The 25,848-nt window shown below is 35.0% G+C and carries 22 protein-coding genes; 13 read left to right on the top strand and 9 right to left on the bottom strand.

Going from position 1 to position 25,848, the window contains the following annotated elements; genetic code table 11:
- Nucleotides 1–16: 16 nt before the first annotated feature.
- Complete coding sequence (locus tag DMB65_RS20660) at nt 17–760, top strand: acyl-[acyl-carrier-protein] thioesterase (protein ID WP_110308524.1); 744 nt, start codon at nt 17–19, stop codon at nt 758–760.
- 99 nt (nt 761–859) lie between these two features.
- On the opposite strand, the gene DMB65_RS20655 is transcribed toward DMB65_RS20660, so the two are convergent.
- Genes DMB65_RS20655 through hutH form a run of 3 tightly spaced genes read right to left on the bottom strand, consistent with a single transcriptional unit; the run spans nt 860 to nt 4,440 of the window.
- Nucleotides 860–2,200: an inorganic phosphate transporter gene (locus DMB65_RS20655; RefSeq protein WP_110308523.1), complete on the bottom strand. Its 1,341-nt coding sequence runs from the start codon at nt 2,198–2,200 to the stop codon at nt 860–862.
- A 32-nt stretch (nt 2,201–2,232) separates the two neighbouring features.
- The gene (locus DMB65_RS20650) at nt 2,233–2,877 is read right to left on the bottom strand and encodes a DUF47 domain-containing protein (RefSeq protein ID WP_078229841.1); all 645 of its coding nucleotides are present in this window, start codon (nt 2,875–2,877) and stop codon (nt 2,233–2,235) included.
- A 48-nt stretch (nt 2,878–2,925) separates the two neighbouring features.
- On the bottom strand, nt 2,926–4,440 hold the full coding sequence (hutH, locus tag DMB65_RS20645; protein ID WP_110308522.1) for a histidine ammonia-lyase: 1,515 nt from the start codon (nt 4,438–4,440) through the stop codon (nt 2,926–2,928).
- 549 nt (nt 4,441–4,989) lie between these two features.
- Between hutH and thrA the strand changes: the two genes are divergently transcribed.
- From thrA to DMB65_RS20615, 6 genes are all read left to right on the top strand, one after another.
- A complete protein-coding gene (thrA, locus tag DMB65_RS20640; protein WP_110308521.1) occupies nt 4,990–7,437 on the top strand; it encodes a bifunctional aspartate kinase/homoserine dehydrogenase I in 2,448 nt (815 codons plus the stop codon).
- Nucleotides 7,438–7,533: 96 nt separating this feature from the next.
- A complete protein-coding gene (locus tag DMB65_RS20635; RefSeq protein ID WP_110308520.1) occupies nt 7,534–8,457 on the top strand; it encodes a homoserine kinase in 924 nt (307 codons plus the stop codon).
- 111 nt (nt 8,458–8,568) lie between these two features.
- Nucleotides 8,569–9,858, top strand: coding sequence for a threonine synthase (gene thrC, locus DMB65_RS20630; RefSeq protein WP_110308519.1), 1,290 nt, complete (start codon nt 8,569–8,571; stop codon nt 9,856–9,858).
- Nucleotides 9,859–10,007: 149 nt separating this feature from the next.
- On the top strand, nt 10,008–10,784 hold the full coding sequence (locus DMB65_RS20625) for a hypothetical protein (RefSeq protein ID WP_110308518.1): 777 nt from the start codon (nt 10,008–10,010) through the stop codon (nt 10,782–10,784).
- Between the two features lie 38 nt (nt 10,785–10,822).
- Nucleotides 10,823–11,671, top strand: a complete 849-nt coding sequence (locus DMB65_RS20620) for a hypothetical protein (protein ID WP_123955373.1) — start codon at nt 10,823–10,825, stop codon at nt 11,669–11,671.
- 187 nt (nt 11,672–11,858) lie between these two features.
- Entirely contained in the window at nt 11,859–12,314 is a 456-nt protein-coding gene (locus tag DMB65_RS20615) for a hypothetical protein (RefSeq protein WP_110308516.1), read from the top strand.
- Nucleotides 12,315–12,515: 201 nt separating this feature from the next.
- Here DMB65_RS20615 and DMB65_RS20610 read toward each other — a convergent pair whose 3' ends face one another.
- Nucleotides 12,516–15,371: a polysaccharide lyase family protein gene (locus DMB65_RS20610; protein WP_110308515.1), complete on the bottom strand. Its 2,856-nt coding sequence runs from the start codon at nt 15,369–15,371 to the stop codon at nt 12,516–12,518.
- 622 nt (nt 15,372–15,993) lie between these two features.
- Here DMB65_RS20610 and DMB65_RS20605 point away from each other — a divergent pair.
- A complete protein-coding gene (locus tag DMB65_RS20605) occupies nt 15,994–16,500 on the top strand; it encodes a GNAT family N-acetyltransferase (RefSeq protein WP_110308514.1) in 507 nt (168 codons plus the stop codon).
- Nucleotides 16,501–16,962: 462 nt separating this feature from the next.
- The gene (locus DMB65_RS20600) at nt 16,963–18,078 is read left to right on the top strand and encodes a pectate lyase family protein (protein WP_110308513.1); all 1,116 of its coding nucleotides are present in this window, start codon (nt 16,963–16,965) and stop codon (nt 18,076–18,078) included.
- A gap of 183 nt (nt 18,079–18,261) precedes the next feature.
- On the opposite strand, the gene DMB65_RS20595 is transcribed toward DMB65_RS20600, so the two are convergent.
- The 4 genes from DMB65_RS20595 to DMB65_RS20580 form a co-directional block, all read right to left on the bottom strand.
- Nucleotides 18,262–18,645, bottom strand: a complete 384-nt coding sequence (locus DMB65_RS20595; protein WP_110308512.1) for a DUF3037 domain-containing protein — start codon at nt 18,643–18,645, stop codon at nt 18,262–18,264.
- The gene (locus tag DMB65_RS20590; protein WP_110308511.1) at nt 18,635–19,417 is read right to left on the bottom strand and encodes a HipA family kinase; all 783 of its coding nucleotides are present in this window, start codon (nt 19,415–19,417) and stop codon (nt 18,635–18,637) included. Before DMB65_RS20590 ends, DMB65_RS20595 begins: the two co-directional genes overlap by 11 nt.
- A gap of 214 nt (nt 19,418–19,631) precedes the next feature.
- Nucleotides 19,632–20,678 (bottom strand): RluA family pseudouridine synthase, encoded by a 1,047-nt coding sequence (locus DMB65_RS20585; protein ID WP_110308510.1) that lies wholly within the window; start codon nt 20,676–20,678, stop codon nt 19,632–19,634.
- Nucleotides 20,671–21,291 (bottom strand): PASTA domain-containing protein, encoded by a 621-nt coding sequence (locus DMB65_RS20580; RefSeq protein ID WP_110308509.1) that lies wholly within the window; start codon nt 21,289–21,291, stop codon nt 20,671–20,673. The genes DMB65_RS20585 and DMB65_RS20580 overlap by 8 nt, the downstream gene beginning before the upstream one ends.
- A gap of 290 nt (nt 21,292–21,581) precedes the next feature.
- Here DMB65_RS20580 and DMB65_RS20575 point away from each other — a divergent pair, with 290 nt between their 5' ends.
- The 4 genes from DMB65_RS20575 to DMB65_RS20560 all read left to right on the top strand — a co-directional run bounded on the left by DMB65_RS20575 (nt 21,582) and on the right by DMB65_RS20560 (nt 24,909).
- Nucleotides 21,582–22,553 (top strand): D-alanine--D-alanine ligase, encoded by a 972-nt coding sequence (locus DMB65_RS20575; protein WP_110308508.1) that lies wholly within the window; start codon nt 21,582–21,584, stop codon nt 22,551–22,553.
- Nucleotides 22,554–22,625: 72 nt separating this feature from the next.
- Nucleotides 22,626–23,228 (top strand): hypothetical protein, encoded by a 603-nt coding sequence (locus DMB65_RS20570; protein ID WP_110308507.1) that lies wholly within the window; start codon nt 22,626–22,628, stop codon nt 23,226–23,228.
- 389 nt (nt 23,229–23,617) lie between these two features.
- The gene (gene coaD, locus DMB65_RS20565) at nt 23,618–24,082 is read left to right on the top strand and encodes a pantetheine-phosphate adenylyltransferase (protein ID WP_110308506.1); all 465 of its coding nucleotides are present in this window, start codon (nt 23,618–23,620) and stop codon (nt 24,080–24,082) included.
- A gap of 248 nt (nt 24,083–24,330) precedes the next feature.
- Nucleotides 24,331–24,909 (top strand): PhnA domain-containing protein, encoded by a 579-nt coding sequence (locus tag DMB65_RS20560; protein WP_110308505.1) that lies wholly within the window; start codon nt 24,331–24,333, stop codon nt 24,907–24,909.
- 82 nt (nt 24,910–24,991) lie between these two features.
- Here DMB65_RS20560 and DMB65_RS20555 read toward each other — a convergent pair whose 3' ends face one another.
- The gene (locus tag DMB65_RS20555; protein WP_110308504.1) at nt 24,992–25,546 is read right to left on the bottom strand and encodes a fasciclin domain-containing protein; all 555 of its coding nucleotides are present in this window, start codon (nt 25,544–25,546) and stop codon (nt 24,992–24,994) included.
- Nucleotides 25,547–25,848: the final 302 nt, after the last annotated feature.

The raw sequence follows: 25,848 nt of genomic DNA, 5'->3' as shown, positions 1-25,848 counted from the left end.
ATCTAAGAATTCTAAAATGCCAATATCACCAAACTTTACCTCCATTCTAAGCAAAGACTGGGAAATCAATTTTACACAATGTACACCCGGGGGGGGCTTGAAATATACAGATCTATGTAATATTTTACAACTTACTGCTGCAGCACATTCTGAAATCGGCGGCATCAGTTTTAATGACATGCAGGAATTTCACCAGGCCTGGGTTTTAAGCAGAATGCGTGTAGAAATTACCGCTTTGCCAAAATCCGGAGATCTTGTTACCGTAACCACATGGATCAATAGTCTTGAAAACTCTCGTTCTGTACGTGCGCTTGAAATGCATGTCAACGGAAAAAAAATAGTAGGTTCAGAAACCTACTGGGCTGTTTTTAACACCCAGTTACGTCGTCCGGAAGCTTTGGCATTGCCGTATGAACATTTTGAATTATACCCTGAAAAAAGAGCCACAAAAGAAGGTTTTTCAAAAATAAACATCAATCACGAAAAAGAATTTGTATTTGAAAAAAACGTTTATTTATCAGATCTGGATATTGTCAATCACGTTAATAATGTTAAATACCTTGAATGGTGTCTGGATCATGTTGATCCTAAAAAAATCCTGAAACAAGAAGTAGAAAGCTTTGAAATGAATTTCATGAAAGAATTATCCTTAAAAGATACCGTTGAAATTCACGAAAACGATGAAAAAGAAAACTCCAGATTCAGCATTACAAAAGGAGAAAAAACCTGTTTTGCCTTACAGCTGAACTGGAAAAAATAAAAATATAAAAAAAAGCTGGTTTCTTAATTTGAAACCAGCTTTTTTATATGTTTTTAAATGCGATTTACATCTCACATTTCACAAAAATCATTTTACATTTTAGATAAAAACACTCAACACAAAGTAAACCAATCCTGCCAATAAAGCTGAAATAGGAATTGTTAAAACCCATGCCCAGATCAGACTTACGGTTACCCCCCAACGAACAGCAGATACACGTTTTGTTAATCCAACTCCAATGATTGAACCTGTAATCGTATGTGTTGTACTAACCGGAATTTTTAAGTGTTCTGTAAAATAGAGTGTCAAAGCACCTGCTGTTTCTGCAGCAACACCTTCAAAAGAACTTACTTTGGTAATTTTAGAACCCATTGTTTTCACAATTTTCCAACCTCCGCTCAAAGTTCCCGCTGCAATAGCCGAATAACATGCTAACGGAATCCAGCCCGGCATTACTCCTTTTATTCCCTTATCATCATTTGGCAAAACAACGTCTAACCATGAATCCATGTGAACTCCCGGATTTGTATTGATATATACTGCAACAGCAGCAGCGATAATACCCATAACTTTTTGAGAATCATTACCTCCGTGACCTAAACTAAAAGCTGCAGAAGATAATAATTGCATTTTTTTCAGCGCTGCATCAGCCTGATGCAAACTCAAACTACTGAATATCAAACAAAAGGCACTAACAGTAAGGATAATAAAAGCAACTAAAAACCATTTGATATTATGCCCATCAAAGACTACACTCCAGAAATGTGAATCAAAACGAGGTTTTCCTTCTGCTTTTATAACTTCATAGGGAACCATTTGAACATACACAAACCAAATTGTTGCCATCATTAAAGCAACTGTAAATATTTTTGGGCCAATATTTTTTCGGGAAGCATTTAATAACCAAATAGAAATTAAATAAGAAGCTAATGCACCCACTAATGGTGCCAGTACAATAAAAGCAATAATTATAATAACTCCTGAAGGCATTCCGCCATCTTTACCAGCCTTATACCAGCTTACGATCTCGTACCAGTAATGTGTAGTTCCGTCTTCTCCTGCATACCCTGAAAAACCATGAACTGCAATAGCATGAGCAATCGCTGCTCCTGCAAAACCTCCAATTAAAGTATGTGAGGAACTGGAAGGAATCCCTAACCACCAGGTCAGTAAATTCCAGCAGATTGCTGCAATAACACCGGCCAGGATAACGACAAGGTTAATTTCCATTGTGTGCGCTGTTTTAGCAACAGTATCTGCAACACCAAATCCAAAAACCCAATACGCCAGAAAGTTAAAAAATGCTGCCCAAAGTACGGCCTGAAAAGGCGTTAGAACCTTTGTGGCAACAACAGTCGCTATAGCATTTGCCGCATCGTGAAAACCATTGATGTAATCAAAAATTAAGGCTAGTACTATAATAATTATAAGTAGCGTCATAAAATTATAACTTCAGAATGAAATAAATTGAATTAAGAATGTTTTACAGAAATAGATTCCAGTATGTTTGCAACACTCTTACACTTGTCTGTTGCTGATTCCAAAACAGATAACACTTCTTTATATTTAATAATATTTTTAGCGTCTGTTTCGTTTTCAAAAATTTCAAAAACTGCTTTGTTATATACGTTATCCGACTTGTTTTCCAGCTTATTGATTCTGACACAAGCATCTTTAATTACTTTGAAATTCTTTAAATTTCTCAACTCTTTTACTGCACTGTCAATATTCTGACAAGCTTCAAGATTGATTTCGGTCATTTTTCTGATCGACTTTGTAATCTTATCAACCTGGTATAATCTCATACGGCTTGCTGCTCCATGAAGGTAATCGGCAACGTTATCAATAGATGTAATTAAGGTATGAATATCTTCTCTGTCAAAGGGAGTGATAAAATTTCTGCTAAGTTCCAGATTGGTTTGACGTGTAATGTCTTCTCCTTTTTGCTCTAATTCATCAATTTTCTGAAAAAGGACTTCTCTTTCTTTCAATGGAAGGTTTACAGCTTCATGTAAGTTAGAAGCCAATTCAATTAAATTGCTTGAAGCTTCTTCAAAAAGTGGAAAGAACTTCTTGTCTTTCGGCACTAAAAATTGGAAAATACTGTTTATTGACATTTTTATATTTTTGATAGCGCAAAATTACTTCAATATTATTCTCCAATGTTAAGCCATTGTTAATAAATCATTTTCAATTTGAAAACTATTTAAAAACGAAATACTATTCTCAATATCATAATGTAAAATCCTGTCTTCCTTTACCAAAGGCACAATTTCTCTGTAACTGCTCAAAAACATTTCGATGAAATCACTTGATTTTAAAGGTTCTCTGTATGCAATTGCCTGTGAAGCATTTAATAATTCGATCGCCAGAATACGCTCTAAGTTATCCATAACCCGCAATGCTTTTGTTGCTCCGTTTGCCCCCATACTTACATGATCTTCCTGTCCGTTGCTCGAAACAATACTATCTACACTTGATGGTGTTGCCAGCTGTTTATTTTGACTTGCAATACTTGCAGCGGTATATTGCGGAATCATAAATCCTGAATTCAAACCAGGATTATCTACCAGAAAGGCCGGAAGATTTCGCTGTCCGGAAATTAACTGATAGGTTCTTCGTTCTGAAATACTTCCTAATTCGGCTAAAGCGATCGCCATAAAATCCAAAGCTAAAGCCAACGGCTGTCCGTGAAAATTTCCCCCGGAAACGATCTGATCGGATTCAATAAATATATTAGGATTATCCGTAACCGAATTGATTTCGGTCTTGAATACTTTTCGAACGTAATCAATGGCATCTTTTGAGGCCCCGTGAACCTGAGGCATACAACGGAATGAATACGGATCCTGAACATGTTTTTTCTCCTGAGCAATAATTTCACTTCCTTCTAAAAACTCATTAATCCGCTGTGCCGTAATTATCTGACCTTTGTGAGGACGTATAAAATGAATCAATTCATTAAACGGTTCAATTCTTCCATCAAAAGCTTCCAATGAAATGGTGCCAATTAAATCTGCCAGATACGAATATTTATAAGCCTTTATCAAAATATGTGCTCCGTAAGCCCCCATAAATTGGGTTCCATTTAATAAGGCCAAACCTTCTTTTGACTGCAAAACAATTGGTTCCCAGCTAAAATGTTTTAAAACTTCGGCAGAAGCCATTCTTTTACCTTCAAAATAAACTTCGCCCTCTCCTAATAATGGCAGTGACAAATGTGCCAAAGGGGCTAAATCCCCAGATGCACCAAGCGATCCCTGCGTATAAATAACCGGAAGAATATCATGATTATAAAAATCAATCAGACGATTTAATGTCTGCAGCTGAATTCCTGAATGTCCGTAACTTAAAGACTGAATTTTAAGAAACAGCATTAATTTTACAATGTCTACAGGAACTTCTTCTCCGGTTCCGCAGGCGTGTGATTTTACAAGGTTTTCCTGAAGTTTAGACAAGTTTTCATTTGAGATTTTCACACTGTAAAGTGATCCAAATCCGGTATTGATACCATAAATAGGTTCAGAATGGGAAGCCATTTTTTTATCCAGATAATCACGGCATTTCTGCACATTTACTTTAGCTTCTTCAGATAATTCTAATGCCTTATCCTGACTTAAAATTTCCTGCAATGTCTCTAAAGTAATGGTTTCAGTACTGATATAGTGGATTTCTCTCATAATGCTTATTAATTAAAACATCAAAATTCAACAAATCAATATTAAAAAGCAATATTTTATCACAATAATTAAAATTTATAATCGAGCCATTTTTCAAAATTATTTATTTCACAATTCTGATTAAGAAGTATTATAACTGCTTTTTAAAACAGATACGGTTAAAACAAAACCTTTTGATCAATCAAATTCTAATCAGAAATATATCAAAAACTCAACTTAATACATCTAATTTTAACAAATACTCAATATTGATTTTTTATCATTTGTTTTATTAAAATATTCGCAAAAAGGCAATTTAACTTTTTAACTTTTATAAAAAACTGTACTTTTGGAAAATCAAAAATGAAACGTAACAGCTACAAATATCAATCTTCAGAGACAACTCAAACAAGAGTTGCAATTGCTGTTACTACAATTTCTACTACAACAACAACTACCCCTTAGGGGTATAATTTTTACATATAATCCTGATTATCTATACTTTTTTCGCGAAAGAAGAAAGACTTTGGATACATAAAAATATTTGCATAAAAAGAAAAAAACATCAAAATGAAAGTATTAAAATTTGGCGGAACTTCGGTTGCCAATGCACAAAATATAAAACTTGTTCTCGACATTATAAACCAGAATTCCAAAGAAGATAAATTGGTTGTTGTGGTATCTGCTTTAAGCAAAGTAACCGATATGCTGCTGTCAGCCGCAGCAAAAGCAGCTGAAAACGACGAAAGTTTCCGCGAAATCGTAGCTGAAATTGAAAAAAAACACCTTGACACCTTAAAAGAATTAATTCCTGTTAGCGAACAAAGCAGTTTTTTAAGCCATATCAAAAGAATCATCAACCATCTGGAAACATTGTTGGACGGATGTTTTTTATTGGGGGAGTTATCACCAAGAACCGCTGATACTGTCTTGAGTTTCGGAGAATTGCTTTCTTCTTTCATCATTGCACAGGCATACCAGCAAACGGATAAAACTGCTGTATATAAAGACAGCCGGGAATTAATTAAAACCAATGCTGATTTTGGGAAGGCAGTGGTCAATTTTGAAATTTCAAACGGGCTGATTCAGGAATATTTCACAGAAAATGATTCAAAAATTACTATTTTACCCGGATTCATCGCTCAAACCCTTGACGGAATCACTTCTACTTTGGGCCGTGGCGGTTCTGATTATACAGCTGCCATTATAGCAGGAGCTCTTGATGCAGAACAGTTGGAAATCTGGACTGATGTCAACGGAATGTTTACCGCCAATCCTAAAATTGTAAAACAGGCTCAGCCAATCGCCACTATATCGTATCAGGAAGCGATGGAATTATCACATTTTGGTGCCAAAGTATTGTACCCGCCAACTATTCAGCCGGTTTTAAGAAAGAATATTCCAATTCTGATCAAAAATACTTTTGAACCAGAAGCAGAAGGGACTTTGATTTCTAATAAAATTTCAGAACAGACTACTCCTGTAAAAGGAATCAGCCATATCGACCATATTTCATTATTAACTCTTGAAGGTCCGGGAATGATTGGTGTTTCAGGTTCTTCTAAACGTTTGTTTGAAGTATTGTCTCACGAAAAAATCAATGTTATTTTCATCACTCAGGCCTCTTCTGAGCATTCTATATGTATCGGAATCCTGAATTCGGATGCTGATAATGCCGAGGAAGCCATCAATAAGGCTTTTGACATTGAAATTCAACAAAACAAAATAGATCCGTGCATTGTTGAAAAAGACCTTTGCATTATCGCTTTGGTAGGTGAAAACATGAAAAATCACCAGGGTCTCAGCGGAAGAATGTTCAGCACTTTAGGAAAAAACAACGTGAATATCCGTGCTATTGCACAGGGAGCTTCAGAACGAAATATCTCAGCCGTAATCAACGAAAGAGATGTTAAAAAAGCCCTGAATACTTTACATGAAAACTTCTTCGAAGAAAACACCAAACAATTGAACCTGTTTGTAATGGGTGTTGGAAATGTAGGTGAAAAATTTATCGAGCAGATTCACAACCAGAAGAAATTCTTAAAAGACAATTTAAAGATCAATGTTCGTGTGATTGCTTTGTCAAACTCCAGAAAAATGATTTTTGACGAAGACGGAATTTCTTTAAAAGACTGGCAGGCCACTTTAGAAAAAGGAGAACCTGCCATTGCCACAGAATTCATCGCCCGTGCCAAAGAACTGAACTTGCGTAACAGTATTTTCGTAGATATTACAGCAAATGCAAGCGTTTCTGAAATGTACGAGAAATTCCTGAAAGAAAGTATTGCGGTGGTAACCTGCAACAAAATTGCCTGTTCATCTGCTTATGACAATTACAAAAAACTAAAAAGCTTATCACGCCAATATAATGCTCCGTTTTTATTTGAAACGAATGTGGGTGCGGGATTACCGATTATCGATACGGTTAAAAACTTAATCGCTTCGGGTGATAAAGTACATAAAATTCAGGCTGTTTTATCGGGAAGCCTAAATTTCATTTTTAATAATTTCGATAAAGACAATTCTTTCCATGATGTGGTTAAAGAAGCAGGAGTTCAGGGATTCACAGAACCTGATCCAAAAATTGACTTAAGCGGAATCGACGTTGCCCGTAAAATCCTGATCCTGATTCGTGAAAGCGGTTATGAAATGGATATTGACGCTATCGCAAACGAATCGTTCTTGCCTGCTGAATGTTTAGCTACAACTAATAACGAAGACTTTTTTGCATCATTAATCAAACATGCCGCTCATTTTAACGGAATTTATGAAGAAGCTTTAGCCAAAGATTCCCGCTTGAAATATGTAGCGCAATTCGAAAACGGAAAAGCAAGTGTAGGTCTTCAGTTTATTCCAAAAGATCACCCTTTCTATAATTTGGAAGGAAAAGACAATATCGTGCTTTTCTACACCGATCGTTATGCAGATCAGCCTTTGTTGATTAAAGGAGCAGGTGCGGGTGCTGCCGTTACCGCTTCAGGAATTTTTGCGGATGTAATTAGAATTGGAAATATATAATTTTTTTGTTTCAAGTTTCATGTTTCAAGTTGCCAAACTTTGCGAACCTTGAGGTTAAACTTGAAACCTGAAACCTGAAACCTGAAACAACCAAAAATGAAAGAAATAAAACTATTTTGCCCGGCAACTATCGCAAACCTCTCATGCGGATTTGACGTGCTTGGACTTTGCCTGGACACTGCGGGGGACGAAATGATCGTTCGAAAATCAGATCAGAAAGGGGTTCGTATTACTAAAATCGTGGGGGCTGATTTGCCTTTGGAAACTGAGAAAAATGTTTCGGGGGTGGCGGCTTTGGCGATGTTAGCAACTTTAGACGAATTGGATTTTGGTTTCGAAATTGAAATTTACAAAAACATCAAAGCAGGAAGCGGAATCGGAAGCAGTGCTGCCAGTTCTGCCGGAGCAGTTTTCGGAATTAATGAATTGCTTGGCAGACCTTATTCCCGTAAAGATTTGGTGCAATTTGCCATGCAGGGCGAAAAACTGGCCAGCGGAAACGCGCATGCAGACAACGTTGCCCCTGCCCTTTTAGGAGGTTTTACCTTGGTTAGAAGTTACGCTCCACTTGATATTATCAGGATTGACAGTCCGGAAGAATTGTTTGCAACAGTGGTTCATCCACAAATTGAGTTAAAAACTTCTGATGCCCGTTCTGTACTAAAACAAACCGTTTCCCTAAAAAGTGCCATTATGCAATGGGGAAATGTAGGCGGATTGGTCGCTGGTTTATACACCAAAGATTACGAATTAATCGGTCGGTCGCTTCATGACGAAATCGTAGAGCCTTTAAGAAGCGTTTTGATTCCGGGATTTGATTTAATCAAACAAACCGCTTATGAAAACGGCGCTTTAGGTTCCGGAATTTCAGGTTCAGGCCCTTCGATTTTTGCTTTAAGCCGAGGAAAAAACACCGCTGACCAAATTGCAAAAGCCATGAGCGAAGTGTACGAAAAAATGAATCTGCCGTATGAAATTCACGTTTCGAAAATCAATCCGGATGGAGTGAGAATTATTTAAAATGAATACTAGTGATTAGTAATTAGTGAATAGTAATTAGTCCCTGGTTGCAAAAAACTTAAGACTAAGAGCTAATCACTAATTACTAAGGACTAATTACTTAAAAAAACAATGAAATACTACAGTTTAAACCATAATGCCCCAAAAGTTTCTTTTCAGGAAGCGGTAATACAAGGATTAGCAAGTGACAAAGGATTATATTTCCCTGAGAATATCACAGCTTTAGATCCTTCTTTTTTTGATAAAATCGAAAGTTTAAGCCACGAAGAAATCGCTTTTGAAGCGATTCAGCAATTTGTGGGAGACGAAATACCTGCAGCAAAACTAAAAGAAATCATCGCAGATACTTTAGTTTTTGATTTTCCGGTGGTGAAAGTAGAAAACGGAATCTATTCGTTAGAATTATTCCACGGCCCAACAATGGCGTTTAAAGACGTTGGAGCGCGATTCATGTCACGTTGTTTAGGATATTTTAATAAAGACAAAAAAGATGTTAAAAACACCGTTTTGGTAGCGACTTCCGGAGATACGGGAGGTGCAGTTGCCAGCGGATTTTTAGGCGTTGACGGCGTTGATGTTGTCATTTTATATCCGTCAGGAAAAGTGAGCGACATTCAGGAAAAACAATTGACTACTTTAGGGCAAAACATTAAAGCGCTTGAAGTGGACGGTGTTTTTGACGATTGCCAGGATATGGTAAAAAAAGCGTTTTTAGACGAAACTCTAGCGCATAAAAACCTGACTTCAGCAAATTCGATTAATATTGCACGATGGTTACCGCAAATGTTTTATTTCTTCTTTGCTTACAAAGCATTGAAAAGTCAAAACAAACCTTTGGTTTTCTCTTGCCCAAGCGGAAACTTCGGAAATATCTGTGCGGGAATTATGGCAAAGAAATTAGGTTTGCCAATTGAACATTTTGTAGCCTCTACCAACGTAAACGACACGGTGCCAAGATTCTTAGAAAACGGAAAATACGACCCGAAACCTTCTAAAGCAACCATCTCTAACGCTATGGACGTTGGAAACCCAAGCAACTTTATCAGGATTCAGGAATTGTACAATAATGACCTGAAAGCTTTCGAAAAAGACTTCTCTTCTTATAGTTATACCGATGAACAAACACTTGAAGCTATGAAGAAAATTTATAACACAGACGGTTATATTGCAGAACCACACGGTGCTGTTGGTTATTTAGGTTTGAAAAAAGAACTGGAAAAAAAACCGAACGCCATTGGTATTTTCTTAGAAACGGCCCATCCTATTAAGTTCTTAGATGTTGTTGAACCTGCTTTAGGAATTACGCTTCCGATTCCAACACAAATTAAAAGTGTTATTAATGAGGAGAAAGTTAGTGTGAAGATTGAGACTTATGAGGAGTTGAAGAGTTTCTTGGGGTAAAGATTACCTTTTGTAAAATTTTTAGAACCACATATTACATGAATTTCGTTTTGTGTAATTTGTGGTTTTTATTTTGCACTCAATTAGTTTATTGTAAGGTAAATTGGTATGTTTGATAAGCAATAAAACTCTTAATCATATTTAAAATAATGACAAAACAATACAAGCCTTGGAGATTAACATGGGAAATTGATTCTGCACTTATTGATTCTGTAAAAAAATTTTATTCAAAACATGAGAATAATACTTTTGTCAAAATTAGAAAAAAGAGAAATATTGAAAAGCAAGATTTAAATCTCACAAAAGAATTTCTATGGCAAACTTTAATAATTTGTCTTTTAACTAGTCAACAAAAATCCGGTCCAAATAGCAGGGTTTCCTTATTTTGCGGAACCAAACCATTTCCTTTAAGTTTGAATTTCTGTGTTGAAAATTTAGATATTTTAGAAATTGAAGCTCAAAAAGTTTTGCAAAATTTCGGAGGTTTAAGAAGGTCAACAATTATTGCTGAACATCTAAAAGAAAATCTACAAACTTTAATTGGTAATAACTGGGAAATATTAAGTCATATTGATACAGAAAGTACTCTAAAAACTGAAAAGGAAATTGAACTTTTTTTAGTGCAAAATATTCAAAAACAAATAAAAGGTTTTGGACCAAAACAATCTAGAAATTTTCTTCAAATTCTTGGACTTACTAAATATGAAATTCCTTTAGATAGTAGAATTAGTGATTGGTTAAATAAATTTAATTTTCCTATAAAACTAAATGCTGCCGGACTTTCTGATCCATATTTTTATCAATTTATTTCTGAAGGAATTCAAAATCTTTGTGAAAAAGCTGAAATATATCCTTGCTTACTTGACGCAGCAATCTTTTCAAGTTATGATAAAGATGAATGGACAGAAGAAAATTCAATTTTTTAATTTCATACAAAAAACAACTCCTCTCAAATCAGCACAAAATGGAAAAATTACAAGAGATATTTTCAAATAGAGAACTCGCTTTAATATTTTGGATAGTACCAATAATAATCTTTTGTCTTATAAAATTTAGTTTAGGCAGATCATTTATAAATTTAATAAGAGTTTTTTTTGCTTCTAAACTTACAATAGTTTATTTCATTATGATTTTATATACCATCTGTATTTTATCTTTTTTAAAGTTATTTGGTTTATGGGATTACACTCTTACTAAAGATGCTTTTATATGGTTTTTTACATTTGGAATTGTGACTTTTTTTAAAATAAATAAAGAATCTAGCAATGATTTCTTAATAGAAATTTTAAATGAAACCTTTAAACTAACTTTATTTCTTGAGTTTTTATCTAATTTCTATAACTTCAGTTTCTGGATAGAATTTTTAATTTTTCCATTTATCTTAATAATTACTTTACTAAAATCAGTTTCTGAATTAGATAATAAGAATAAAATATTAACAAATCTTCTGTCAAATATTATTACAATAGTTGGATCGATTTATTTTGTTTTTGCTTTATATAAAACATTTCAAGATTATCAAAATTTCTTATCCGTTCATAATTTGAATTCACTAATATTACCAGTTGTTTTAAGTTTTCTAAGTATTCCTTTATTTTATTTTCTTGCATTATACAATACCTATGAGCAATTATTTCTAAGACTGCCAATTATGAATTCTGATCTTGAAATTCAAAAAAAACTTAAATTACAAATCTTTTACAAAGCAAAATTTAATTTGATTAAAGTAAATACTTTGCGAGAAAAATTGATCAATTTTGATGTAAACAACGTATCAGACATTCGAGAGAAACTTAATACAATAATAATGTAGTTCCTACTGCTAGCAAGCGTCCTCCCGGTTGTGAACGCAAAGAAATTCAAAACCAATTGAACAGTTCATGAGCAGGAAGCTCGCGATACTTGGGAGTTTTTTCTTTCATGATTATTTTTATTTGATTAATAAAAAGTCTTACTATTATGTAGAACTTTATTGTCGAATTTGTTAAAAAACCAAACCAATGAACAATATAGAACTTTTCAAATGGCTTGCCGTACTTTCGCCAATTCTTAGCGGAATAATAGTTGGTTATGTAACTCATAAGCTTTCAAATCGATCAAAGCGAATAGAAATTCTATATCAAAATAAAACTCGAGCGTTCAATGAACTAAACAAAATACTTATTGATTATAGATTTGAATTAGAACAAAAAATCTACAATAATCCATTTCTCGAAAGAAGTTCAGACGCAAAAGGAACAGTTGAAACTCTTACTTTGTTAAATAATACTCTTGTACGCAACACTGTATATCTAAATAAAGAAAGCGTTAAAGCAGTTATGGATTTAGTTACTAAGATTAATTTCTATTGCAATTTTAAAGAAGAGGAATTTGAAAATATAAACCCTTATTTGGAAATGGCTGTTGAAATTAAAAAAGTAACTGATATTTTGTATAAAGACCTTAATCTTAGATAAAAAATACTATAGCGAGCGTCCCGCTCGTGAACGCAAAGAGATTCAAAAATCATTATACTTAATCCTAAAGTAGATTTACAACATTTTTAAAAAGCCTTTAGCAAAAAGGTTAATTTTGGCTAAAGGCTTTTATATATCCTCATTTCTAATCCTTCTAAACTGTAATGAAAATGAGGAAATAATACTCTACAAAATCTTTTCTTATTCTTTTATAATTTTTAAAGCAACTGTATTTCCTGCGTCTGGCTTAACAAAATAAATACCATTGGGCTGATTTTCTATATTCAATTGAACTTTACCATTGGTTACAGGATATGCTTTAGTAGAAATTAATTTCATATCAAGGCTATATAATGCAATTGTTGTTTCGTGTACTGAAAGCGGCAACGCAATTTCAAAAATGCCTTTTGTCGGATTTGGATAGGCACTAACGCTGTCTTTGGTAATCGTTTCTGAATGTACACCCAAGGTTGTCAAACTTCCTTCTAAACTAATGTAATCATACATCACATGATTGCTTCCACTTGAGGTGGATGGCATTTGTAATTTCAGGGTATTTTTGCCAGTCTTTAATTTACTATACGGAATATCAAAAGTGGCTAATCCGTATTTGGCGTGGTTGGATTGTCTCAAAAAAGCATTTCCGCCACCATTGGGCGGGTAATATCCTGAAGATGGGGTAACACGGCTGCCATTAATAAAAATCCAGTTTTGAGCATGATCTGAACTAGAGTATGCAATGGTTAATTTTGCATTTCCTGTAGTTGGAATTGTTTCTGTTAAATTAAAATTGATATTCCAGTCCCAAACCGATCTTGTTGCATCGGCGTTAAAGTAAGCTGAGTGTACATAAGGAAGCGCGGTTGCCCAATTCTTATCTGCCACATTGTATTCGACAGGGTTGGTAAAAGTAGCTGCAAATTTATTTTCTACAAAACCTTCACAGTAATCAAAATCCCCAAATTTGTACTCTGCAGCCGTTCTGTCCGGAACACCTATTTCAAAAACCAGCTCACCATTGTTACGAGCAATCGCCCAGTCTATATTGCCAAGATTGGTTGTCGCTGCAGCAGTAACTACAACTGTTTCTTGCCTGTATTCGCCCGTGGTTCCGTCTTTATAGGCAAATAAAGTATAGGTTCCCGGACGCACATTTTTGATATTAAAATTACCCGATGCATCGGTTTGAACCCAATATTGATAATTTTCTTCCTCAAATTGCCATTGCCCGGCAGCATCGTCACTTAGCTGCGTTACTCCTATCCAGGCGCCTCCACCGTTTACTTCTGTTTTAGAAGGATCGATAATAGCAAATTTACCCGTAATATTTCCGCGTCCGGCAGCTAGAGGATATTCAGGTGTATTGGTTAACCAGGCAAAAGGCCATTCGGCTTCGTCTTGGGCTGCTCTGGCTTTAGCATCAATCCAATTGGCAGCGGCGGTTGATTTTTGGTTGGCATAAATCAAATAAGGGCCATAAATTTTTGACCATTCTTGGCCTTGCAACACATTAAAACCTGCCGAACCATAATGCACTCCATTCATACAAACATGGATGATTCCTGATGCCGCATTCAGATCATGATGGGTTGGTCCGCTATTAAAATATTCGTGATTACCTGTAACAGCCCAAATTCCTAAATTATTTTTATCGCTGGAGTGTCCATAAGCTTTTAGTCCAATTAAAGCTTCACTAAACTGGTATTTTCCGTCATATTTGCCAGCACGCTCACCCGATTCTATTTTGATAATCTCCGGAATTGATGTAGAAGACCAGGTATCACCAGGCTGTGGCATGTTCCAGGTTTTCAAATCATTTACACAAATTTTATCTGTTATGGTATTATTAATCCAAAGTACTTGCCTCCAGGAACCCAAATCAAAATTTGGATAAGCTGCCTTATGACGCAGAATAGAATACGTGTATAAACCAGCATCTGCCTTTTTAAGCACATAATGAATATCAGCATCTACCGGAGTAGCATTTACGCCTGCAATATAAGGACGGCTAAAAGAAACATCAATATAATCTGCTGTTTCTTCTTTGATAGAAAAACTGGCGCCTCCGATAGTTTCAAAACCTGCAGAGGAGGTCAAATCATAATAACTACCTATTCTGGTGGCATTTCCTGAATTTACCTGAAGGAGTGTTTCTACCCCATTTATTTTCAGAGATTGAATATTACTTGTCCCTTTTTGAATTTTAGCCTCTAAAATTCCGTTTTTAAGAATAATGTAATTGGCAAATTCCTGTATCATTCTATTAGGATCCTGATAAATAACAACACTGGTTTTAGATCCGTCATAGGTTACACTTAAACTGCTCGATGCGGGACAAGTAATTTTTCCGTTAGCAATATAAGTTTCCAGAGCTGTTTTTTTGTCTCCTGTAACCAATAGCTGTCCAAGTCCGTTAATAAACACATTTCCGTTTGTCCCAATGTTAAGATTGGTTGCTACATTTACTGTACCACCAATAATGTTTAAGTTTCCTGTTGGATTTCCGGTTCCGGTTCCTACTTCCAGCGAGGTTCCCGCCCAAAGACTCCCTCCGTTTACATTGACCAAACCGTTGCCACCGGCAGCATTACCAATATAAAAAGCATTTTTACTGGATACGCTTCCTGAATTTATAATTAATGTTCCTGCTGCTGCTTTGCCCAAATAAAGAATATTTCTGTTGTTGAAATTTGCATTAGCATTCAATGTTATGGTGCCATTCAAATTTGAGATCCCATTTGGAAAAAAAGTACCTGTTACAATGATGTTTGAACCGACATTGGTTGTTAAAGTCGCTGGTCTTTTGGCGATAACATCATTACCGGAATGCCCAATATTGATGGGATTATTGGGAGTTCCTGCCCCAATAATTAAATTGGAAGAACTTAAAGCTCCAAAGTTAATAGCTGTATTGTCCCAGTTATTGACATCATAAAAATCGGTACTCACCCCTCCTACCCAATTAAAGGTTTGGGCAAATGAAACATGGGGAATACTGCAAAATAAAATGGTGATTACAAAAATGATAAATTGGTTTCTAAGCGAGGTTTTTTTCATAGTTTATTTATTTAATTGTCGTAATTTTTAAACAATAATTAATTTTATAGTTAAAATTTTAAACTTTAATTTCTTACTAAAATATCATTAAGACCCCTGAGTAGTATCCTGCACTATCCTGTTATCAAAAAAAAAGATACTATTAACCAATGACTTGTATTACTTTATTCCTGATTTTTCTATATTTTATTGAAACGCAACTCTTCTTTCTTCTTTATTTTATTCAATAGTATTTAGGTTGCCTTGTAACCTGAAAAAAGTTATTAAATGCGTTAGAGATTTTGTATTTGTACTGCAAGTCTTTTTTAAACAATTGAGTATTTTGGCTTAATAAATCGCAACTATAAAAGTGTAAAAAACCTTGAAGATTAATCAAGTTTTGTTTTTTTTAAAATACAAACTGATGCTGCTAATTTTAAAATGGCGGATAAATGATGTTGTTAGTAAAAAATCTGCTAAGAGATCATTTCAATTGCCTCAAGATTTAACTGGGTATTTTATGTGAATCCCTATTAGTCTTTTGCTAAAAAAACTGTGAAATTGAGCTAAAGCCATTTCTTAATATTCTAATTTTGTTGTTCCAGCTAAAGCTGGAGGCAAATCAATTATTTCTTAACCAAAAATGATTACAAAAGCAACATTACAAGACATTCCTGCATTAAACCTATTAATCAATTCGGCATACAGAGGAGAATCATCTAAAAAAGGCTGGACAACAGAAGCTTATATTCTGGAAGGAAAAAGAACCACTGAGGAAGAATTACAGGAAATTTTAAACAATCCAAAAAATACCATCCTGAAATATACGGAGGACGACAAAATTATTGGCTCAGTTTTGCTGGCCAAAAAAGAACAGCAATTGTATTTAGGAATGCTAACTGTTTTACCTGAACTGCAAAATAGCGGCATCGGGAAAAAGATGCTGGCTAAAGCTGAAAATCATGCCAAAAATTTGGGATTATCAGGTATTACCATGACGGTTATTTCCGTTCGCGAAGAGCTTATTGCGTGGTACAAACGTCACGGTTATGTGGATACTGGTGAAAGAGAGGCCTTTCCTGAAAGCCATATCCATGTTACGATTTCAGAAGAACCGTTAGAGTTTATATTTTTGGAAAAAAAGATATAAAACTGTTTTTTCGGTTTCAGCAGGTTTAAAGTTTAAATTTTTAATCGCCAAGCCATTAAAAGTTTTACGCAAAACTCGTTTTTTATCCTTCGGATGAAATTTTCAGGCAAAGAAACTGAGAGTCAAAAAAAGGTTTTCGAACCTCTGAACCTTTACTTCTTCGAACCCAAAAAAGCTACATATGTCATCTGTCAGGTTATTTTTTTGTTTAATGTTTGATTTGAGTAGGCTGTAGATTTGTTTTTACTTTTATTCTTACTCGGGATAAGTATTTGAATTCATTAAAAATGATGTAATCGATTGCGCAAAAGTACTTTTTTGATTTTTTTTGTGCCTTTACAATTATTTTAAAAAAGTTTTTTTTGTAAATATTTTTTCCAAACATTGAACTTGTTCAATATTTTTTGAAGTAATTAGTGACAGATTTGCACTCTCAAAATTTATAAACCCAAATTTAAAATTATGCAAATTAAATCAACAATCTCAGCGTTCCTACTAACACTGATATTCGGTTTTACATCATGTAATACCGAAGAAACTGCTCAAAACGAAAGCAGTACTTTACCAACTACAAATTCTGTAACAAATGGCCTTACAGCCAAAGAAGGAAACTGTAATGAGGTTCCCGGATGGGCATCGCAAAACGGAGGAACAACCGGAGGAGGGAGTGCAGCAGAAACACCGGTTACTACTTATGCCGAATTAAAATCGGCTATTGAAAATAGTGCTGTAAAAGTGATTAGAGTATCAGGTACAATTACCATACCTGCTGTTTCCAAAGGAAGACTTGCTTTTAAAGATCAAACAGGAAAAACCCTGTATGGTGTAAGTGGAGCAAAATTGGTATCAACCGATCAGACAAAATCCAATTCTGGAATTATTAACATTACTAATTGCAAAAACATCATCATTAGAAACCTTATTTTTGAAGGCCCGGGAGCTTATGATACAGATGGTTGGGACAATGCAGTACTTGACAATTGTCAAAACGTATGGATTGACCACTGCGAGTTCAGAGATGGTGTCGATGGTAACTTAGATTTTAAAAACAAATCAGATTTTATTACTGTATCTTACACTAAATTTCAGTACTTAAAAGCTCCAAAAGCTGGTGGCCCAGGCGGATCGAATGATCACCGTTTTTCAAACCTGATTGGTTCCAGCGACACACAAACTACTGACAGAGGCACATTGCGTATTACTTTTGCAAGATGTTGGTGGGGTAATGGTTGTAAACAAAGACTGCCAAGAGTTCGCTTTGGTAAAATAGACATCATCAATAGCTATTTTAATTGTGCTGGGAACGATGTGTGTGTTGCTGCTGGTTTTGAAGCTAATATCCGTATAGAAAGAAGCGTTTTTGAAAATGTAAACACCCCTATCGACTTATCAACAACTTTTACCGCAGTTAGTTCTATTGATAATATTTTCACTAATACTACAGGAAACATTGCAGGAAAAAACACAGCTTTCACACCTCCATATACTATTGCAAAATTACTGGCTTTAGATGTTAAAGCAGATATTACTGGTAAAGCCGGCGCAACATTTGCAGGTAATACTTGCGGTTCGTTTTAATTTTTTTAAGACATTCTTTCTTTCCATAAATTTCAAATCACTTATTTGAAACTATGGTATAGCAATACAGAATATGAATTAGTTTATTTAGTTAACCACGGATTACACCATCATAAATTGTTGTAATCCGTGGTTTTTTTATCAAAGATTGCTTTTATGAGTCTCCTCTTTTTTGCGTAAAAACTACAAAACCAATTCTGTAAACAAACGCTGAATAGTATTTTCTAAATCCTTACAAAGTCCAGGATGTGGCCTTGAAGTTTGAATCGCAGAACTACGTATTGCTGTTAACCATCGAAATCGGGACGGAATATCCATTTCGGCAATTGGACCGCCGTCTTTATCTCCATTGGCAATTTTTTCTAGTGAAATTAAATTATGATATAATTGTTCTACATCAAAATCTGCGGAAAAAGCTTGAATTCTTTCATTAGTAAAGTGGAAAAGTACTTTTATAAACTTGGCTTTTTTGCAAAACAAAATGATTCCGATATTCAGGAATTCTTCGCGCTCTACCCTTGGTACCACACGAATCACGGCATACTCATATAAGTGATTATCTTGCATTTTGAGCCTGATTTACGAAGATTTCAGAATGATTTAATCGGGTTTGCAAAAATTGCAGATAGACGTTTCTTAAAGTTTCAGGAGATTCATCCGTATCTTCCCAGAGCAGCCATTCCAGCGGAATTGTATTTACAATTTCTTCTAAAATTTCGGGAGTCAAAAGTGCTTTGAATTCGGCATCCACTTCTTTTAAAAGCGAAGCCTGAGGTAGTAAAACATGATCTTTAATCAAAGCAAACGGACTTTTGGCATGCTGTTCCCAGTTATTCCAGGAATGGTGAAAATACAGACACGCTCCATGATCGATCAGCCATAATTCCTTGTGCCAGATCAACATATTCGTATTTTTAAAAGTTCGGTCAACATTAGTAATATAAGCATCCAGCCAGACAATTTGCGATGCCTGTTTAGCATCAACAGTCGTTACCACCGGATCAAACGTAATCGCACCTGACAAAAAATGAAGTGCCAGATTGAGTCCCTGGCTTCCCTGCAGTAAATCCTGAATCTCCTCATCGGCTTCAGTGCGTCCAAAAGCTTCATCGAGATTTGCAAAAACAAGTTCAGGAAGCTGTAGTTTTAAGACTTTAGCAATTTGTCCGCCTACCAATTCGGCAATCAAAGCTTTTACACCGTGACCGGCACCTTTAAATTTAAGGACATATTTAAAGTCGTCATCAGCCTCTGCCAAAGCAGGTAAAGAACCTCCCTCGCGCAATGGCGTGATATAACGCGTGACATTTACCGTTCTAAGATCGAAATGGTTTTTCATATAGGTAAAATATATTTCACGAGCAGTATTTACTCAAATACAAACTTAGTAATTTAGATTATTAGACTTTTAGATTTAATTAGATAAATATACTTTCAGAAATGGATGTCATCCTGTTTTAAGTTATATCCAACAAATTTAGCTTTAGTGTTTCGTATTCATAAAAAAAGTCCCTAAATAGTTCTGTAACTTTCAGGGACTTAATGTTTACTCTTTACTCTTCATCATCCTCAACATGATGTGATTTCGAATAATTACGCCATTTATCAAGGCAATCCTGAAAATCCTGAGGCAATTCAGTATCAAAACGCATTAGTTCTTTCGTATTCGGATGCACAAAACCAAGCGTTTTAGCATGCAAGGCCTGACGTGGCAACGCTTTAAAACAATTTTCAATAAACTGCTTGTATTTTGTAAAAGTTGTTCCTTTTAAAATCAAATGCCCCCCATAACGTTCATCATTAAACAACGGATGCCCAATGTGTTTCATGTGCGCACGAATCTGGTGTGTCCTTCCCGTTTCCAGTTTGCATGAAATCAAAGTCACATAGCCAAAACGTTCGAGAACCTTATAATGTGTAATGGCAGGTTTTCCAATTTCAGGATCAGCAAAAACAGCCATCTGCATGCGGTCTTTTAAGTGTCTTGCCAAATTTCCTTCTATTGTTCCTTCATCTTGAGCAACATTTCCCCAAACAAGGGCAATATATTCACGTTCTGTAGTTTTGGCTTCGAATTGTTTCGCCAGATGCGTCATGGCCGCTTCGGTTTTTGCAATAATCAAAAGTCCGGATGTATCCTTGTCGATTCTGTGCACCAGTCCCGGGCGTTCGCTGCTGTTCATTGGCAGATTATCAAAATGATGCGCCAAAGCATTTACCAGGGTTCCGGTATAGTTTCCATGTCCCGGATGAACCACCATTCCAGGTTCTTTGTTAATGAGTAATAAAGCATCATCTTCGTAAACAATATTCAACGGAAGATCTTCCGGCAGAATATGGTTTTCAAACGGCGGATGCGACAACATCACCGTAATAATATCAAGAGGTTTTACTTTATAATTTGATTTTACCGGAATATCATTCACAAAAATATTTCCGTTCGTTGCCGCATTCTGAATTTTATTACGTGTGGCATTCGGAATCAGGTACATCAAATATTTGTCAATACGTAAAAACGCCTGACCTTTTGGGACTTCAAACCTGAAATGTTCGAATAATTCGTCTTCCAGATCTAAATTTTCTTCACTATTATTATTCATCAGCTGGGGTTTCTTCAATTGGCGCAGCAGTACTGTCTACAGGCTCACTTTCCTCTACATAGCTTGCCTTTCCGTCGCCTAAAACCAAATCGATTTTAGAAGCTTTTAATACGCGGTCTCCTGGTTTCAGATTTCTCCCTTTATAACGGAGTTCCATAACCATATCTTTTCCTAAGTTCGGAATATAGGTAATCGTTCCTTCCTGAAGCCCTAAAGCTTTTAACGTAGGAATGGCTTCACGATAGGTTTTATCAATTAAATCCGGAATTTTGACAGATGAAAATCCCGAAGCGTTAATTTTAATATATATTTTTCTTCCTACTTTTACTTTTGTTCCTGGTGACGGATCCTGCTCTACCACACTAAACTTAGGATATTCACTTCTATAATCAACACTATCCAAAAGCACATAATCTAAATCCAGTTCATCCAGTTTTTCTTCAACCTGTTCTTCTGTCAGTTTCGCTAAATTAGGAACCGTAATTTCGTGTCCATGATCTGTTGTAAACGTCAGCCAATGCATAAACAAATAACCTAAAACTGCAATAATAGCAGCGGCACCCAATACTTGCAAAAAAAACACACGGCTCGTTAAATACTTACGTAAACTCATAAATTTATTTTTTGATGAACGCAAATATAAAGCTATTTAGTTTCAAAAAAAATGATAATTTTGTTTAAAACAGTAAAGCTTTTAATACTCGTTATTATAAGGAGCTGTTTCCTGCTGTACGCTGTATCTTTTATGCCGAACCCCGGCACAAAAGGATGCCGCTTCCATCAGGGCTAGGGCTTCAGGTTTTAAAAGAAAGTTTTTGTCAATCTTATTGACAAAAAAGAAGTGGTAAAACCTGAAACAAAGAAAAAGCTGAAACAGAAAACAGAACACATAAAAACCAAAAAATGAAAAACATAGCCATCATAATGGGCGGATATTCAAGCGAATATAAAATCTCTCTAATCAGCGGAAATGTAGTAAAACAATACCTTGACAAAACCAAATACAACGGATTCCGAATTCATATTTTCAAAGAAAAATGGGTGTATGTAGACGAAAACGATGCTGAATTTCCAATAGACAGAAACGATTTCTCTGTAACCATAAACGGTGAAAAAATCAAATTTGACTGTATTTTCAATGCTATTCACGGTTCTCCTGGCGAAGACGGACTCATGCAGGCTTATTTTGAGCTGTTAGGAATCCCGCAGACTTCCTGCGATTATTATCAGGCAGCCGTGACTTTTAATAAACGTGATTTATTATCGGTTTTAAAACCATACGGAATCAAAACAGCTATTTCTTATTACTTAAATAAAGGTGATATGATCAATACAGCCGAAATCGTTAACAAAGTTGGTCTGCCTTGTTTCGTAAAACCAAACAAAGCCGGTTCAAGTTTCGGGATCTCAAAAGTAAAAACCGAAGCCGAATTACCAATCGCCATTGAAGTAGCCTACAAAGAAGATAACGAAATCATCATCGAAAGTTTCCTTGACGGAACTGAAGTCTCTGTTGGCGTTATCAATTACAAAGGCGAGATCATCGTTTTACCCATCACAGAAATCGTTTCTGATAATGATTTCTTTGATTACGAAGCCAAATACGAAGGGAAGTCTCAGGAAATTACACCAGCGAGAATTTCAGAGGAACTGACACAAAAAATAGGCGAAACAGCCAAACGTGCTTACGAAGTATTGAAAATGAAAGGTTTCTCAAGAAGCGAATTCATTATTGTAAACAATGAACCGCACATGCTGGAAATGAACACCATCCCGGGATTAACAACCGAAAGTTTGATTCCGCAGCAAGCCAAAGCAGCCGGAATATCACTGGAAGATTTATTTACAAATGCTATTGAACTGGCATTAGCATAAATTGCTAAAATACGAAGGTGCTGAGATTTTAAGATTACAGCACCTTTATTTTTTAATATCATACATTAATTTATGATGATTTTAGTTGGAGTCCGGGATTCAAACATAAAAAACGGAACCATTTTAAACGAAAAATGCCCAAAATGTAACCAAGAAAATTCATTGCATTTTAGTATTTACAGAAGATATACACATCTTACTTTAATTCCTTTATTTCCTGTTGGCAAAATCGTATTTATTGATTGCGACCATTGTAAAGAAACATTTGATTATGAAGATTTATCCGGGAACATTCAATTAAAACTTAGAAATGAAAAATTAGATGCTACACCCTGGATGTTTCTGGGCTCCATCGTTTTAGTTGTATTCATTATTTTTACAATCAGCAATTATTTTGATGAAAAAGATAAAACCAGTATCCTAATACAAAATCCAATTATTGGAGATGTTTATAATTTAAAATTTTCTAACGGCTATTATTCGAATATGAGGATTGACAAAGTGACCAAAGACAGTGTTTATACCACCCATAATGATTTTGAGGCCTATATGCCATACGAAATTGATGATCTGGATAAAGCTGAAAATTTTTCAGATCAAAAAGTTTATTATTCCAGGAAAGATATTTTAAAACTTTATCAGGAAGATAAAATAATAAAAATAAGGAGAAAATAAATCGTTTAAATATCCAATAAAACTCAATAACTTAGTTCTTCAGAACCTTAGCGCCTCCAAAAAACGAAAGAAATCTTTGAATGAAACAGAGTACTTTTTAACGACCTGCCGGGCATTTTTGTCCTGGAATGATTTAAATACAAAACGAATTAGCTGATTCAAATATCAATTGCAATAAAAAATAAAACAATAAAACAATAAAAAAACCTTAGAAACTTAGTTCATTTGTAACTTTGAATTTACAAAAACTTAAAATCGGAACCCTTTGGATGTCATTTTTAAAAACATCAGTTGGATTTCTTTTTTATACTGATGAGAAATAATCCAAAAAAAGCTAATTACAACTAACACTTAATCTTAGTACCACCCAACCTCAGAAACTTTAAACAATGCGTAAAGCTATATTCCCGGGATCATTTGATCCGATTACTTTAGGTCATGAAGACATTATCAAAAGAGGAATTCCTTTATTTGATGAAATCGTGATTGCTATTGGTGTAAATGCCGAAAAAAAATACATGTTTTCACTAGAAGAAAGAAAACGTTTTATTGAAGAGACTTTCAAAGACGAACCTAAAATTTCGGTAATCACTTATGAAGGTTTGACTATTGATCTGGCTCAAAAACTAAACGCCAATTTTATTTTAAGAGGCTTGCGTAATCCTGCCGATTTCGAGTTCGAAAAAGCGATTGCCCATACCAATAGAAAACTTTCTAAAATTGAAACCGTATTTTTATTAACTGCGGCAGGTACTTCATTTATCAGTTCAAGCATTGTTCGTGATGTATTGCGTAATGGCGGAGAATATGAAATGCTGGTTCCGGATGCGGTAAGGGTGAAAAAGGATTTATAGCCACTAAATATTTTCTGAAAACAAAAATTTCTAATTTAGCCCCGATAATAGCGGTATCCTTTTTGTGGTTTCTTTAAACAGAAAAAGATACAAGCGGATAGCGGGACAAAAGGTCTTGAAATAATGAAATTTGTGCTTCAAAAAAGAAATAGAATCCTCTTTAATTTCCAGATTTAGAAACCCGAAATATAAATTTGCCAGCGAATCAAATTAAAACTAATTTCGCCCTATCAAATAAACATGAAACAATGAGCATCGAAAGAGAATTAAACAAACGCAGCGGGTCAAAATGTGAACTTTGCGGCGCTGAAGAAAACCTAAAAGTATATACGGTTTTACCAACTCAAAAAGGCGGTCTGGATGAAAGTATTCTGGCCTGTACAACCTGTATTGACCAAATTGAAAACCCTGATAACGCAGATTTAAATCACTGGAGATGCCTTAACGACAGTATGTGGAATGAAAACATTGCTGTACAAGTCGTAGCATGGAGAATGTTGAGCCGTATGCGAGCTGCAGGCTGGCCTCAGGAATTGCTTGATATGATGTATCTGGACGAAGATACCCTTGCATGGGCTCAGGCAACCGGAGAAGGTGAAGATGATGAAAACAAACTGGTTCATCGTGACAGCAACGGCGTTGTTTTACAGCACGGAGACTCGGTAGTATTGATCAAAGACTTAAAAGTAAAAGGATCCAGTATGGTTGCCAAACAAGGAACTGCTGTTCGTAACATTCGTTTAGACCATGAAAATGCCGAATATATTGAAGGAAAAGTCGATGGTCAGCAGATTGTGATTATCACACAATACGTAAAGAAGATATAATTTAAAAAAGTCACAGTTTTATTATATCATAAAACTGTGACTTAACACGAATTGTAAAGAATCAATTAATCTTGTTTTGATTTTACATTTTTGGCAACAATACAGTATCCACTACATGTATTACTCCATTGGACTGATTAACATCTGCAATTGTCACTTTTGATTTATTTCCGCTTTCATCAGAAATATACAAATCTTTCCCGTCCATCCAGGCAGTTAAAGTTCCGCCGCTAACTGTTTTAAGAGTTGCTTTCCCCTTACCTGCTTTTATTACTTTTGCAATGTCAGAAGAATTCATTTTTCCGGCAACCACATGATAAGTCAGAATGGTTTGAAGTTTCTTTTTGTTCTCAGGTTTTAATAAAGTTTCTACTGTTCCTTTTGGTAATTTATCAAAAGCAGCATTTGTTGGAGCAAAAACAGTAAACGGCCCTTTACCTTGCAATGTTTCTACTAATCCCGCTGCTTTTACTGCAGCAACCAAAGTAGTGTGATCTTTTGAGTTCACCGCATTTTCAATAATATTTTTATTTGGATACATTGCTGCTTCGCCTACCATTACTGTTTTTTGAGCATTTGATGTAAATGCAAATCCTAAAGCTAAAACTGCTGTTGCTAAAAATTTTCTAGTTTTCATAATGAATGTTTTAAGTTATAAGGTCATTTACGGGATAGTTTTCGATTTGGTTTTATTAAAAATCTAAAAACAATTTAGAATCATTGAAAAACCCCAAAAAATAACTGTAAAACAAGATGTTAAAAGTTAAATTTATTTTTAATTATTTTTAAAATCAGCAATGTTATTATATTACTTTTCATTGTTGTCCGATAAATAATTTCGTTTTGTTAAATATTGTATATTTTTAGATACTTAACGAGGTTCTATCTTGCTTTAGCTTGTTTTTTAGTATTGTCATTAGAATTCAATAAATGGAAAAT

The sequence above is a fragment of the Flavobacterium cheongpyeongense genome, from assembly GCF_003202435.1.
Lineage (GTDB): Bacteria > Bacteroidota > Bacteroidia > Flavobacteriales > Flavobacteriaceae > Flavobacterium > Flavobacterium cheongpyeongense.
Note: the sequence above shows the minus strand (reverse complement) of the source record. Positions and strands in the feature narration are given on the sequence as shown.